The 13,963-nt window shown below is 63.6% G+C and carries 13 protein-coding genes; 9 read left to right on the top strand and 4 right to left on the bottom strand.

Annotation, left to right across the window (positions count from 1 at the left end; translation table 11 throughout):
* The first annotated feature begins 36 nt into the window (after positions 1–36).
* From ACN6NG_RS24460 to tldD, 3 genes are read left to right on the top strand one after another with little or no spacing between them, the layout of a single operon-like run.
* Positions 37–3,858: a YhdP family protein gene (locus ACN6NG_RS24460; RefSeq protein ID WP_474316664.1), complete on the top strand. Its 3,822-nt coding sequence runs from the start codon at positions 37–39 to the stop codon at positions 3,856–3,858.
* 8 nt (positions 3,859–3,866) lie between these two features.
* The gene (locus ACN6NG_RS24455) at positions 3,867–4,718 is read left to right on the top strand and encodes a carbon-nitrogen hydrolase family protein (protein WP_059394671.1); all 852 of its coding nucleotides are present in this window, start codon (positions 3,867–3,869) and stop codon (positions 4,716–4,718) included.
* Between the two features lie 2 nt (positions 4,719–4,720).
* Positions 4,721–6,160, top strand: coding sequence for a metalloprotease TldD (gene tldD, locus ACN6NG_RS24450; RefSeq protein WP_063426387.1), 1,440 nt, complete (start codon positions 4,721–4,723; stop codon positions 6,158–6,160).
* 138 nt (positions 6,161–6,298) lie between these two features.
* Here the strand turns inward: tldD and yjgA are convergent, their stop codons facing one another.
* Complete coding sequence (gene yjgA, locus ACN6NG_RS24445; RefSeq protein ID WP_016501345.1) at positions 6,299–6,817, bottom strand: ribosome biogenesis factor YjgA; 519 nt, start codon at positions 6,815–6,817, stop codon at positions 6,299–6,301.
* 109 nt (positions 6,818–6,926) lie between these two features.
* Between yjgA and pmbA the strand changes: the two genes are divergently transcribed.
* The 6 genes from pmbA (at position 6,927) to ACN6NG_RS24415 (ending at position 12,180) form a co-directional block, all read left to right on the top strand.
* On the top strand, positions 6,927–8,273 hold the full coding sequence (gene pmbA / locus ACN6NG_RS24440; protein ID WP_063426389.1) for a metalloprotease PmbA: 1,347 nt from the start codon (positions 6,927–6,929) through the stop codon (positions 8,271–8,273).
* 128 nt (positions 8,274–8,401) lie between these two features.
* Positions 8,402–8,803, top strand: coding sequence for a hypothetical protein (locus ACN6NG_RS24435; RefSeq protein ID WP_016501343.1), 402 nt, complete (start codon positions 8,402–8,404; stop codon positions 8,801–8,803).
* The gene (locus ACN6NG_RS24430; RefSeq protein WP_063426391.1) at positions 8,796–10,172 is read left to right on the top strand and encodes a class II fumarate hydratase; all 1,377 of its coding nucleotides are present in this window, start codon (positions 8,796–8,798) and stop codon (positions 10,170–10,172) included. Before ACN6NG_RS24435 ends, ACN6NG_RS24430 begins: the two co-directional genes overlap by 8 nt.
* A 28-nt stretch (positions 10,173–10,200) precedes the next feature.
* Positions 10,201–10,662, top strand: a complete 462-nt coding sequence (locus tag ACN6NG_RS24425; protein WP_063426393.1) for a DUF2753 family protein — start codon at positions 10,201–10,203, stop codon at positions 10,660–10,662.
* A 1-nt stretch (position 10,663) separates the two neighbouring features.
* Entirely contained in the window at positions 10,664–11,275 is a 612-nt protein-coding gene (locus ACN6NG_RS24420; RefSeq protein ID WP_016501340.1) for a superoxide dismutase, read from the top strand.
* A gap of 11 nt (positions 11,276–11,286) precedes the next feature.
* Positions 11,287–12,180, top strand: coding sequence for a ZIP family metal transporter (locus ACN6NG_RS24415; protein ID WP_016501339.1), 894 nt, complete (start codon positions 11,287–11,289; stop codon positions 12,178–12,180).
* Between the two features lie 158 nt (positions 12,181–12,338).
* On the opposite strand, the gene ACN6NG_RS24410 is transcribed toward ACN6NG_RS24415, so the two are convergent.
* The 3 genes from ACN6NG_RS24410 to ptsN are packed head-to-tail and all read right to left on the bottom strand — an operon-like array spanning position 12,339 to position 13,952.
* Positions 12,339–12,611: an HPr family phosphocarrier protein gene (locus ACN6NG_RS24410; RefSeq protein ID WP_003255140.1), complete on the bottom strand. Its 273-nt coding sequence runs from the start codon at positions 12,609–12,611 to the stop codon at positions 12,339–12,341.
* A 19-nt stretch (positions 12,612–12,630) separates the two neighbouring features.
* Complete coding sequence (gene rapZ, locus ACN6NG_RS24405; protein ID WP_049276540.1) at positions 12,631–13,485, bottom strand: RNase adapter RapZ; 855 nt, start codon at positions 13,483–13,485, stop codon at positions 12,631–12,633.
* Positions 13,486–13,487: 2 nt separating this feature from the next.
* Complete coding sequence (gene ptsN, locus ACN6NG_RS24400) at positions 13,488–13,952, bottom strand: PTS IIA-like nitrogen regulatory protein PtsN (RefSeq protein ID WP_016501337.1); 465 nt, start codon at positions 13,950–13,952, stop codon at positions 13,488–13,490.
* Positions 13,953–13,963 lie beyond the last annotated feature (11 nt).

Raw genomic sequence — 13,963 nt, 5'->3', positions numbered from 1 at the left:
ACTACCGGCCATCATGGATAAACGACTTGGAGGGCCATGGCCATGGGACGTCTGACCCGCGTTCTTGTCGCCTTGACCCGCTGGGCGCTGGGCTTTTGCGCCCTGTTGGCGGTATTGGTGGCGTTGTATGTCAGCCTCGGCCGCGAGCTGGTACCGCTGGTGGCCGAATACCGTGCCGATGTGGAACGCAAAGCCGAGCAGGCGCTGGGCCTGCCGGTGCATGTCGGTGCCCTTGAGGGGCGCTGGAGCGGCCTGGCACCGGTGCTGCGGGTACGTGACCTGCAACTGGGTGAAGGTGCGACGGCGCTGCGCCTGGACGAGGTCAAGGTTGTGCCCGATGTGTGGGCCAGCCTCAGTGCCCGCGAAGTGCGCCTGGCGCGTGTACAGCTGGGAGGCCTGCAACTGATCCTGCGTGAGAACGAGCAAGGTGCCTGGCACCTTGAAGGCTTGCCGAAGAAGGACGATGCGCCGCTTGACCCCGCCGAACTGCTGCAGCGCCTGCGCCAGCTGGGCCGCATTGATGTGTTCGACAGCCAGGTCACCTTGCACCCGTGGCAGCGTGACCCGCTCACCCTGACGTATGTTAGCGCCGGCCTGCAGGCGGGTGCTTCGCGCCAGGCCTTGGACCTGAGTGCGACCCTGCCCGATGGCCAGCCCCTGGCGCTGAACCTGCGTAGCCGCGCTTCGGCCAAGGCCTGGCGTGATGGCCAGGTAGATGCCTACCTGAGCCTGCCGCAGAGTGACTGGGCCCGATGGTTACCTCCACGCCTGCTGGGCCAGTGGCATGCCGACGCGCTGCGAGCGGGCGGCGAGTTCTGGGTCGATTGGCGCGAAGGGCAATTGCAGCAGGCTGTGGTGCGGCTCAATGCACCGGAGCTGCAGGGCGGTTATGCCGGGCGCAAGGCCGCGACGCTGAACAACCTGGCCTTGGGTGCCTGGTTCCAGCGCCGGGACCAAGGCTTTGATGTGGTGGTCGACTCCCTGGCCATGGACATCGGCAAGACCCGTTGGGAGTCGCACCTGCAGTTGCAGCAGCGCCCCGGCCAGAGCGCTGCCGATGAAAGCTGGAAGCTGCAGGCCGACCGGCTGCACCTTACGCCCCTTACCCCGCTGATCGAAGCTCTGGCACCGCTGCCTGACAATGTCATGGCCGTAGTCGATGGCCTGAAGGTAACCGGCGCGTTGCGCAATGTACGGCTGGAGGCCCGGCCCAAGGCCGAGGGTGACCAACGCCTGCAATTCGACGCCAACCTGGAGAAGGTCGGTTTCGATGCCTATCACGGTGCCCCGGCTGCCGGTAACGTCAGCGGCAGCATCAGCGGCGACCTGGGGCATGGTGAACTGCGCCTGGATACCGATGCGTTCATGCTGCACCTGTACCCGATCTTCGCCAAACCTTGGCACTACCAGAAAGCCAATGCGCGCCTGACCTGGGCGCTGGACAAGGAAGGCTTCACCCTGGTTGCGCCTTACCTCAAGGTGTTGGGCGAGGAGGGCAAGATTGCTGGTGACTTCCTTATCCGCCTGTTGTTCGAAGAAGGCCGCGAGGACTACATGGACCTGCGTGTCGGCCTGACCGAGGGCGATGGCCGCTACACCGCCAAGTACCTGCCCGAGGTGCTCAGCCCGGCCCTCGACGAATGGCTTCGCAGCGCCATCGTCAAAGGCACGGTGGATGAGGGCTACTTCCAGTACCAGGGCTCGCTGAATCATGGCGCCGCACCGGAGTCTCGCAGCATCAGCCTGTTTTTCAAGGTGCGGGACGCGGCCCTGGACTTCCAGCCTGGCTGGCCGCAGGTGCAGCACGTAGATGGCGATGTGTTCATCGAGGACAGTGGTGTGCGCATCAAGGCCCAGCGTGGCGTGTTGCTCGACACCAAGGTGAGCGATGTCAGCGTTGATATCCCGCATGTCGAGGGTGAGCAGCACAGTCGCCTGTACCTGGATGGCGGCTTCGACGGCAGCCTGGGCGATGGCCTGAAAATACTCAAGGAAGCACCGATCGGCACGGGCGAGATCTTTGCCGGCTGGGAGGGCGAAGGGCCGTTGAAGGGCAAGCTCAAGCTCGACATCCCGCTGGCCCACGGGGAACGGCCGAAAGTGCAGGTGGATTTCGCCACCAGCGATGCGCGCCTGAAAGTTGCCCCGCCGAGCCTGGAGTTGACCCGCTTGAAGGGTGATTTCAGCTTCGATTTTGACAAAGGCCTAAGTGGCAAGGGCATCAGCCTGCAGGCGTTCGGCAAGCCGGTGACGGCGCAAATTACTGCCGAAGGCCAGCCGGGGCAGATGCAGACGCGCATCGACGCCAATGGCCAGGTATCGCTCAAGGCACTCACCGACTGGCTGCAGTTCAAACAGGCTTTGCCAGCGTCCGGTGAGCTGCCTTACCAGTTGCAACTCAGCCTGGGTAGCCGGGACAACCGGCTGAGCGTCAACTCGAACCTGAAGGGCTTGGCCATCGACCTGCCGGCGCCCTTCGGCAAAGCCGCAGCAGACACCCGCGACAGCCGTTTCAGCATGAGCCTGCAAGGCCAGGAGCGGCGATTCGATGCTGCTTACACCGACCTTGCACGCTTTGCCTACGCCGCACCGGCCGACAAGCTCATGCAGGGGCGTGGTGAATTGCTGTTGGGCACTGGTGACGCCCAACTCCCAGCTGGCCAGGGTTTGCGGGTACGCGGGCGCCTGGAGTCGCTGGACCTGGCGCCCTGGCAAGATCAGGCGGCCCGGCTTGCCGGTGATGACCCAGGTGGCAGCGCGCGACAGAACCTGCAAAGTGTCGACCTGAGCATCGGCCAGCTGAAAGCCTTCGGCATGGACCTGAACCAGGCCGTGGTGCGTATGGCCCGTGGCGGCGCGGCCTGGGACCTGCGCCTGGACAGCAAGGAAGTGATTGGCAACGCCCGTGTGCCGGATGCCAAGGGTGCGCCGATGGTCGTGCGTATGCAGACCCTGCGCCTGCCCGCTGCCGACCCTGCCCAGGCTCAGGCCGAAGAGGGCCCGGACCCGTTGGCCTCGTTCGACCCGCGCAAGGTACCGGCGCTGGACTTGAGCATCGACAAGCTTTACCGCGGCGACGACCTGTTCGGCAGCGCGGCGATCAAATTGCGACCGACAGCGCGGGGCGTGACCGCCAGCGATATCGACCTCGACTTCAAAGGGCTGCGCATAGACGGCGGTGGCGGCTGGGAGGGTGAGCAGGGCAGCACCAGCAGCTGGTACAAAGGGCGCCTGGACGGCAAGAACCTGGCCGATGTGCTCAAGGCCTGGGGCTTCGCGCCGACCGTGACCAGCCGTGACTTCCGCCTGGATGTGGACGGCCGCTGGCCGGGTTCGCCCGCTGCGGTGGGCCTGAAGCGCTTCTCTGGCAGCATGGACGCGGCGCTGCGCACCGGCCAGTTCGTCGAAGTCGAAGGCAGTGCACAGGCACTGCGCGTGTTCGGCCTGCTCAACTTCAACTCGATTGGCCGGCGCCTGCGCCTGGACTTCTCCGACCTGTTCGAAAAGGGCCTGGCCTATGACCGGGTCAAGGGCCTGCTGGTGGCCAGTGATGGTGTATATGTCACCCGCGAGCCGATCAGTGTCACTGGCCCGTCGAGCAACTTTGAGCTGGAGGGCACCCTGGACATGGTGCGCGACCGGGTTGATGCCAACCTGCAGGTGAGCCTGCCGGTGACCAACAACCTGCCGCTGGCTGCACTGATTATCGGCGCGCCGGCCGTAGGCGGTGCGCTGTTCCTGGTCGACCGCTTGATCGGTGACCGCGTGTCGCGCTTTGCCAGCGTGCACTACCGTGTCGAAGGGCCGTGGAAAGAGCCTAGAATCACATTTGTGAAACCTTTCGAGAAATCCCGCTAGGAGTGCCCATGAAGGCAGCGGTAATCCAGATGGTCAGCCAGGATGATGTGCTGGCTAACCTGCAGCGTGCCGGTGCCCTGTTGGAGCAGGCCGCATCTGGCGGCGCACGGCTGGCGGTACTGCCGGAAAACTTCGCCGCCATGGGCCGCAAGGACGCCGCTGCCATCGGCCGCGCCGAAGCATTGGGCGAAGGGCCGATTCTGCCATGGTTGAAACGCACCGCCCGCGACCTCAAGTTATGGATTGTGGCCGGTACCTTGCCCTTGCCTCCGGTCGGTCAGCCCGAGGCCAAGGCGCATGCCTGCTCGTTACTGATCGACGAACACGGCGAGGTAGCGGCACGCTATGACAAGCTGCACCTGTTCGACGTGGACGTTGCCGACAACCGCGGTCGGTACCGTGAGTCGGATGACTACGCCCATGGCGCCCAGGTGGTGGTGGCTGACACGCCGGTTGGGCGGCTGGGGCTTAGCGTGTGCTACGACTTGCGCTTTCCTGAGCTGTACAGCGCACTGCGCGAGGCCGGCGCGGAACTGATCACTGCCCCAGCGGCCTTCACTGCCGTGACAGGCGCGGCACATTGGGAGGTGCTGGTACGCGCCCGCGCAATCGAAACCCAGTGCTACCTGCTGGCTGCGGCGCAGGGCGGCACCCATCCAGGCCCTCGGGAAACCCATGGCCATGCGTCGATCGTCGACCCTTGGGGGCGCATCGTCGCAGAACAGGCGCAAGGCGAAGCAGTACTGCTTGCCGAGCGCGACATTGAAGAACAAGCGTCCATCCGGGCGCGCATGCCGGTGGTATCGCACCGGCGCTTTTTCTCGCAGGGCGCGTTGCGGCCTGCGCACACCTCGGAGTGACTATGAGCCAGATGTTATCCACCGTCAGTGAGCAGCTCCTGGCCCCAGGCGGCTTGACCCTGGACAGCCTGCAGAGCGTACTGGGTGAGTTGGCCGGCCCCGGCATCGACGCCGCCGACCTGTATTTCCAGGGCCAGATCTCGGAAACCTGGGCGCTGGAAGACGGCATCGTCAAAGAGGGCAGCTTCAACCTGGACCAGGGCGTGGGCGTACGTGCCCAGTCCGGTGAAAAGACCGGCTTCGCCTACAGCAATGCGATCAACCTCGAGGCATTGACCTCGGCGGCGCGCGCCGCCCGTTCGATTTCACGTGCCGGGCAGAATGGCACGGTCCAGGCTTTCCGCAGTCAGGAAGTGGCCGCCCTGTATGCCGCAGACAACCCGCTGGATGTACTCAGCCGTGCCGAAAAGGTCGAGCTGCTCAAGCGTGTCGATGTCGCCACCCGCGCCCTGGACCCGCGCATCCAGCAAGTCAGCGTGAGCATGGCCGGGGTCTGGGAGCGCATCCTGATCGCTGCGGCCGATGGTAGCCTGGCCGCCGACGTGCGCCCGCTGGTGCGCTTCAACGTCAGCGTCATCGTCGAACAGAATGGCCGTCGCGAGCGCGGCGGGCAGGGCGGTGGCGGGCGTACCGACTACCGTTTCTTCACCGAAGAACGGGTAATGGGCTATGCCCGCGAGGCATTGCGCCAGGCGCTGGTAAACCTTGAGGCGATCCCGGCACCTGCAGGCACCTTGCCGGTTGTACTGGGCTCGGGCTGGTCGGGCGTGTTGCTGCACGAGGCTGTAGGCCATGGCCTGGAGGGTGACTTCAACCGCAAAGGCAGTTCGGCGTTCAGCGGCCGCATTGGCGAGAAGGTGGCATCGAGCCTGTGCACCATCGTTGACGATGGCACGCTCGAAGGCCGCCGTGGCTCACTGAGCGTGGATGACGAAGGCACTCCGACCGAATGCACCACGCTGATCGAGAAAGGTGTGCTCAAGGGTTACATGCAGGACAAGCTCAACGCACGCCTGATGGGCATGGCGTTGACCGGCAACGGTCGCCGTGAATCCTACGCGCACCTGCCGATGCCCCGCATGACCAACACCTACATGCGTGCAGGCGAAAGCGACCCGCAGGAAATCATCGCGTCGGTGAAGAAGGGCATCTATTGCGCCAACCTGGGCGGTGGCCAGGTGGACATCACCAGTGGCAAGTTCGTGTTCTCGACCAGTGAGGCCTACCTGATCGAAGACGGCAAGATTACCGCGCCGGTCAAGGGTGCGACCCTGATTGGCAATGGCCCGGAGGCGATGAGCCGGGTGTCGATGGTCGGTAACGACCTGGCGCTGGACAGCGGGGTAGGGACGTGCGGCAAGGACGGGCAGTCGGTACCCGTAGGAGTAGGGCAGCCGACTTTGAAGCTGGACGCGATTACCGTGGGCGGTACCGGGGCGTGATGGCCATCTTGGACCGCTTTGCGGTCCTTTCGCGACGCAAGGCCGCTCCCACAGGGGCTGCGCCATGCAGGAATGGCTGCGCGAATACTGTGGGAGCGGCCTTGTGTCGCGATTGGGCCGCACAGCGGCCCCAGGGGCTCAGCGCAAACCGCGCTGTAACTCGTCGAGGTCGCGGATGTACTTGAACACCTTGCGCGCAGCAGCAGGCGGCTTGTTACGCGCTTTTTCGTGCTGGGCATGCCGGATCAGCGAGCGTAGTTGCTGGCGATCGGTCTCGGGGTATTCGTTGACGAAACGCTCGAGGTCTTCGTCATTACCGTCGATGAGCCGGTCGCGCCAGCGCTCCAGGCCGTGGAAGCGCTCGTTGTACTGGCGGGTCGAGCTGTCCATCTGCTCAAGCAAGGCGTGGATGGCATCCAGGTCCTGCACGCGCATCAGCTTGCCGACAAACGACATGTGGCGTTTGCGGGCACCGTGAGCGGTGTGCTTGGAAGCCTCGGCCAGGGCCTTGCGTAGCTCGTCGGTCAACGGCAGACGCGCCAGAGTGTCGGCCTTGAGCGTAGTGAGGCGCTCGCCGAGTTCAACCAGCTCATGCAGTTCGCGCTTGATCTGGGTTTTGCTTTTTTCGCCGTCGTAGGCGTCGTTTGAATCAACCATGGTGGCAGTCCGCTAGAAATCGTCGCCATGATAACCAGTCGGGGGCCGCTTGTCCGGCCCGGTCGTAGAATGACCCCAAGCCGTACGCAGAATTTTAGTGGAGAGAACCATGAGTGCAGTCCAGAGCGTAGGTCCGAAAGACCTGCCAGCATTGCAGGAGCAGGTCGAGGCGATCATTGCCGAGGCGCGCCGCCAGGGGGCCAGCGCCTGCGAAGTGGCGGTGTCGCTGGAGCAGGGCCTGTCCACCACGGTACGCCAGCGTGAGGTCGAAACGGTCGAGTTCAACCGCGACCAGGGCTTTGGTATCACCCTTTATGTCGGCCAGCGCAAAGGCTCGGCCAGCACCTCGGCCAGTGGCCCGGACGCGATCCGCGAGACCGTCGCCGCAGCGTTGGCCATTGCCAAGCATACCTCCGAGGACGAATGCTCAGGCCTGGCCGACGCGGCGCTGATGGCCCGCGAAATCCCGGATCTGGACCTCTATCACGACTGGGCCATGGAGCCTGAAAAGGCTATCGAAATGGCTTTGGCCTGCGAGGCTGCGGCGTTCGATGAAGACCCGCGCATTCTCAACGCCGATGGCACCACACTCAATACCCACCAGGGCTGCCGCGTGTATGGCAACAGCCATGGCTTCATCGGCAGTTATGCTTCGACCCGGCACAGCCTGAGCTGCGTGATGATCGCTGAAGGCGACGGGCAGATGCAGCGTGACTACTGGTACGACGTGAACCGCCAGGGCAACCTGCTGGCTGACCCGCGCAGTATCGGCGCCCGCGCTGCCCAGCGCGCAGCCAGCCGTTTGGGCGCACGCCCGGTACCGACCTGCGAGGTACCGGTGCTGTTCTCCGCCGAGCTGGCCGGTGGCCTGTTCGGCAGTTTCCTCTCGGCCATTTCCGGCGGCAATCTTTACCGCAAGTCGTCATTCCTTGAAGGGACCATCGGCCAACGCCTGTTCCCCTCCTGGCTGACCCTTGACGAGCGCCCCCATATTCCACGGGCACTGGGCAGTGCAGCATTCGACGGTGATGGCCTGGCTACCTATGCCAAGCCGTTCGTCGACAAAGGCGAGCTGGTGTCGTACCTGCTGGGCACCTATTCCGGGCGCAAGCTGGGCTTGCCTAGCACGGCCAACTCCGGTGGCGTGCACAACCTGTTCGTCACTCACGGTGTCGAAGACCAGGCCGCATTGATCCGCCGTATGGGGCGCGGGCTGCTGGTGACCGAGTTGATGGGGCATGGGCTGAATATGGTGACGGGGGATTACTCCCGTGGTGCGGCCGGCTTCTGGGTCGAAAATGGCGAGATCCAGCATGCGGTTCAGGAAGTGACCATTGCCGGCAATATGAAGGATATGTTTCAGCAGATTGTCGCGATTGGTAGCGATCTGGAAACCCGCAGCAATATCCATACGGGCTCGGTGCTGATCGAACGGATGACTGTTGCTGGTAGCTGATCATCAACGTGTACTGCTCAGATAAAATGAAGACCCGGCCCCTGCGCCGGGTTTTTTTTCATCACCTTTTTCTTGAAGTGATTCTTTTTATCACTTAATAATGAATATCATTACCCAGTAACCCGGCGATGATGTTCATGAAACCCGTCCTCCGCGAACTGCCCTACCTGGAAAACTGGCGCTGGCTCAGCCGGCGCATCCGCTGTGCGCTCGAGCCCGACGAGCCGCGCCTGATCGAGCATTACCTTGCCGAAGGCCGCTATCTGGTGTGCTGCACCGAGACCTCGCCATGGACGGTGGCACTGACCTCTTTCCGCCTGCTGCTGGATACCGCCTGCGATCGCATGCTGCCCTGGCATTGGCGCTGCCTGTGCCTGGACCTGGCCTGGCGCCCGCTGCTGGACATGCGCAACCTCGACCGCCAGGAACAGAACCAGCGCTGGCAGCCCTATGCCCTGCAGTTGGCCAATTGCCGTCTGCTGCCGTCGATTTCTCCCGATGAACTGATGCAAGGATTTGATGATGAGTGATACCCGTATCGAGCGTGACAGCATGGGTGAGCTGCAGGTGCCGGCCCAGGCCCTGTACGGTGCCCAGACCCAGCGCGCGGTCGACAACTTCCCGGTCAGTGGTCTGCGCATGCCGGCCCAGTTCATTCGTGCCTTGTTGCTGGCCAAAGCTGCTGCCGCCAAGGCCAACGTGGACCTGGAGCAACTGTCTGCAGCGCAGGGCCAGGCCATCGTCAAGGCTGTCGAGCAACTGCTGGCGGGAGACTTCATCCAGCACTTCCCGGTGGATGTGTTCCAGACCGGCTCCGGCACCAGCTCGAACATGAACGCCAACGAGGTGATTGCCACCTTGGCAAGCCGCGTGCTGGGTGACGCTGTCAACGCCAATGACCACGTCAACTGTGGCCAGAGCAGCAACGACATCATCCCCACCACCATTCATGTCAGCGCTGCCCTGGCCTTGCACGAGCAGTTGCTGCCGGCCCTGAGCCACCTGGTACAGGTGATCGAGACCAAGTCGGCGCAAGTGCATCAGTATGTGAAAACGGGCCGTACGCACTTGATGGACGCCATGCCGGTGCGCATGAGCCAGGTGCTGGATGGCTGGGCGGCACAGATCAACGCTGCGAAGGGGCACATCGAAGCGACCCTGCCGAGCCTGCAGGCGCTGGCCCAGGGCGGCACCGCCGTGGGTACGGGCATCAACGCCCACCCTCAGTTCGCTGCCGGTTTCGCCCGACAGCTCAGCGGCCTGACCCAGGTCGAGTTCACCCCCGGGCAGAACCTGTTCGCCCTGATCGGCTCGCAGGACACCGCCGTGGCGCTGTCTGGCCAGCTGAAGACCACCGCCGTGGCACTGATGAAGATCGCCAACGACCTGCGCTGGATGAACTCCGGCCCACTGGCCGGCCTGGGCGAAATCGAGCTGCAAGGCTTGCAGCCGGGGTCTTCGATCATGCCAGGCAAGGTCAACCCCGTGATCCCGGAGGCCACCGCCATGGTTGCCGCCCAGGTGATCGGTAATGACGCGACCATCGCTGTCGCTGGCCAGTCCGGCAACTTCGAGCTGAACGTGATGCTGCCGGTGATCGCCCGCAACTTGCTGGAGAGCATTGAGCTGATGGCCAACGTCAGCCGTTTGCTGGCCGACAAGGCCATCGCCACCTTCAAGGTCAACGAGGGCAAGCTCAAGGAAGCCCTGGCGCGCAACCCGATCCTGGTCACTGCGCTGAACCCGATCATCGGTTACCTCAAGGCTGCTGAAATCGCCAAGACCGCCTACAAGCAGGGTCGCCCGGTCATCGATGTGGCGCTGGAGCACACCGACCTGTCGCGTGACCAGCTTGAAGCGTTGCTGGACCCGGAAAAACTCACCGCCGGCGGTATCTGACCCTGCGTCACCGCCCAGGAGACAACCCATGCAGCACTGGAAACGCACCACGGAAACCGCCAACCGCCTGTTCGAACAAGGCGAGCTGGTCGACGCCCGGGAACACTACCTGCAAGCCCTGGCGCTGGCCCAGGTGCTGTTCGAGCGCTGGCATGACGTCGACGAAGCGGTGGCCGTGTTCGTCATCGCCCACCACAACCTGGCCGACCTGCACGTGCGCCTGAATCAGCCGCACGAGAGCGCCGACTACTTGTGCGCCGCCCACCAGCGGCTGCTGCAGGCCAGCCAGGAGGCGCGGTTGCCCCAGCCGCTGCGTGACGCAGCCCTGCGCCACAGTGGGCGAACCTACACCGAACTGCTGAATTTCATCGCCGAGTACGGCCAGTACCCGCGAACCGAGCGCCTGCTCAACCGCCACAATGCCGGGGCCAGCGAACTCGCTGCCCAGCCGGACGTGGCGCCTGCAACCCATGCCTACGGAATTCACTGACATGCCCCATACCTTGCCTGCTTTGCCTTACGCCTACGATGCGCTGGAGCCGCACATCGACGCCCAGACCATGGAGATCCACCACAGCAAGCACCATCAGACCTACGTCAACGGCCTCAATGCCGCCATCGAAGGCACTGAGTGGGCCGAATGGCCGGTGGAAAAACTGGTCGGTGCGGTCAAGCAGCTGCCAGAAAACCTGCGCGCTGCGGTCACCAACCATGGCGGCGGCCACGCCAACCACAGCCTGTTCTGGACTGTGATGTCGCCGCAGGGCGGCGGTGAGCCACAGGGCCAGCTGGTACAAGCCATCTCCTCGCAACTGGGCGGTTTTGATGCCTTCAAGGATGCCTTCACCAAAGCGGCGCTGACCCGCTTCGGCAGCGGCTGGGCCTGGCTCAGCGTGACCCCGCAGAAAACCCTGGTGGTGGAAAGCAGCGGTAACCAGGACAGCCCGCTGATGCACGGCAATACGCCGATCCTCGGCCTGGACGTGTGGGAGCATGCCTACTACCTGAAGTACCAGAACCGTCGTCCGGAATACATCGGCGCTTTCTACAACGTCATTGACTGGGCGGAAGTGGAACGTCGCTACGTTGAAGCCCTGAAGTGAGTCGGACCGGTATGCGCTCTGAAGTGATGTCTGTCAGCAGTGTGCGCCTGTTTCGCCTGGCGCTTGGGACTTTGCTTTTGCTGGCGGGCACCGCGCTGTTGGTAGCGCGTGGCCTTGCCTGGCTGGACCTGGAACCACGGATGTTGCGCGCCCTGGAGGGCGGCGCATTGTGCGCACTGGGGACGGCGTTGGGGGCGGTACCGGTACTGGTCATTCGCAACATGCCAGTGGCGCTGGCCGACACGCTGCTGGGCTTCGGCGCTGGCGTGATGCTGGCAGCCACCGCGTTTTCCCTGATCATTCCGGGTCTGGGCGCGGCCCAGTCCATCGGTTTCAGCCCTTGGGGCGCGGGCGGCCTGATCAGCTTTGGCTTGTTGTTCGGTGCGCTCTGCCTGTTTCTGGTTGACCTCAAAGTGTCTGGCGCCTCACCAGAAGCGCTGGTCGGCACCGACAACCAGCCGGTGATTGCTGCGCGCATCTGGCTGTTTGTCATCGCCATCATCGCCCACAACATTCCCGAGGGCATGGCCATCGGTGTGTCCGCCGGTGGTGGCATGGCCGACGCCGACAGCCTGGCCATGGGCATTGCCTTGCAGGATGTGCCTGAGGGGCTGGTCATTGCGCTGGTGCTGGCCGGGGCGGGCATGTCGCGCTTCAAAGCCTTCTTGATAGGCGCAGCGTCAGGCCTGGTCGAGCCGGTGGCTGCGGTGATCTGCGCCTGGCTGGTGAACATCGCCGAACTGCTGCTGCCGCTGGGCCTGGCGTGCGCGGCGGGGGCAATGCTGCTGGTGGTGACCCAGGAGATCATCCCGGAATCGCGCAGTAACGGCCATCATCGTCTGGCCAGCCTGGGGCTGTGTATTGGCTTCTGCCTGATGATGGTGATGGATACAGCGATGTCCTGATTCATTATCAGGTTTGCGTGTTCCCTGTGGGAGCGGCCTTGTGTCGCGATAGGGCCGCAAAGCGGCCCCGGCAACTTGTGCCTTGTTGCTCAAATTCTGGGACTGCATTGCAGCCCTTTCGCGACGCAAGGCCGCTCCTACAAGGATCGTGCTGGCTTTTATTCGCCTTCGTCGAAGAAGTTGTTGATCAGCTCGACCAACGCATCCATGGCGTCGTTGTCCTGCTCGCCTTCGGTGTGCAGGTGCACCTGGGTGCCTTTGCCGGCCGCCAGCATCATCACCGCCATGATGCTCTTGCCATCCACCAGCTTGTCCGGCGCACGGCCAACCCGCACCTGGCAGGGGAAGCGGCCTGCCACGCCGACGAACTTGGCTGCCGCCCGGGCATGCAGGCCCAGCTTGTTGATGATGGTGATTTCGCGGGCGGGCATCGTGGGGCGGATCCTTGGGCTAGAGGTCGCGGTGGCGGACCTGGACGTTTTTCAGGGATTGCTGCAGCAACTGGCCAAGGCGCTCAGTGATGTACACCGAGCGGTGGTGGCCGCCGGTGCAGCCGATGGCAATGGTGACGTAGGCACGGTTGCTGGCGGCGAAGCGGGGCAACCACTTGAGCAGATAGCTGGAAATGTCGCTGAACATGTCTTCGACATCCGGCTGCGCGGCCAGATAGTCGATTACCGGTTGGTCGAGGCCGGAGTGCTCGCGCAGCTCGGGCTTCCAGTAAGGGTTTGGCAGGCAGCGCACATCGAACACCAGGTCTGCATCGACCGGCATGCCACGCTTGAAACCGAACGACTCGACAAGGAACGCGGTGCCGGGCTCGGGTTGGTTGAGCAGGCGCAGCTTGATCGAATCACGCAGCTGATACAGATTCAGGTTGGTGGTGTCGATCTTCAGGTCGGCCAGGTCGGCGATCGGCCCCAGAAGCTCACTCTCGACGCGAATCGCTTCGGCCAGGGAGCGGTTGGCATTGGTCAGTGGGTGGCGTCGGCGGGTTTCCGAGAAGCGCTTGAGTAGTATGTCTTCGTCGGCATCCAGGAACAGCACATCACACTGGATGTTTCGCGCACGGGCTTCTTCGAGCAATTCGGGGAAGCGCGTCAGGTGGCTGGGCAGGTTACGCGCGTCGATCGACACGGCAACCCTTGGTTGCAGCAGTTCGGTGTTGATCAGCGCTTCTTCCGCCAGCTGCGGCAGAAGCCCGGCCGGCAGGTTGTCAATGCAGTAGAAACCGTTGTCTTCCAGTACATCGAGGGCGGTGCTCTTGCCGGAGCCGGAGCGGCCGCTGACAATGATCAGGCGCATGTTCAGTGCTCGTTCTGTACGTCCAGGACAACCTGGAACAGGGCCTCGTTACTGCTGGCGGCACGCAAGCGATCACGAACCTCCTTGCGATCGAGCATGCTGGCAATCTGGCGCAGCAGTTCCAGATGGGCATCGGTAGCGGCTTCAGGCACCAGCAGGACGAACAGCAGGTCCACGGGCGCGCCATCGATGGCGTCGTAATCGATTGGAGCTTCCAGGTGCAGCAAGGCACTGACCGGTGCGGAACAGCCTTCAAGCCGGCAGTGGGGGATGGCGATGCCATTGCCGAAACCGGTCGAGCCGAGTTTTTCCCGGGCTACCAGTTTTTCGAAGACGTCTTGCATCTCCAGTTCTGGCACTTGGTCGGCGATGACGGTGGCGACCTTTTCCAGGGCGCGCTTCTTACTGCCGCCCGGCACGTTCACGAGTGAACGGCCGGGGGTCAGGATGGTTTCAAGTCGGATCATGGATGAGGGGG

This window comes from Pseudomonas sp. TSO6, assembly GCF_056098905.1.
Note: the sequence above shows the minus strand (reverse complement) of the source record. Positions and strands in the feature narration are given on the sequence as shown.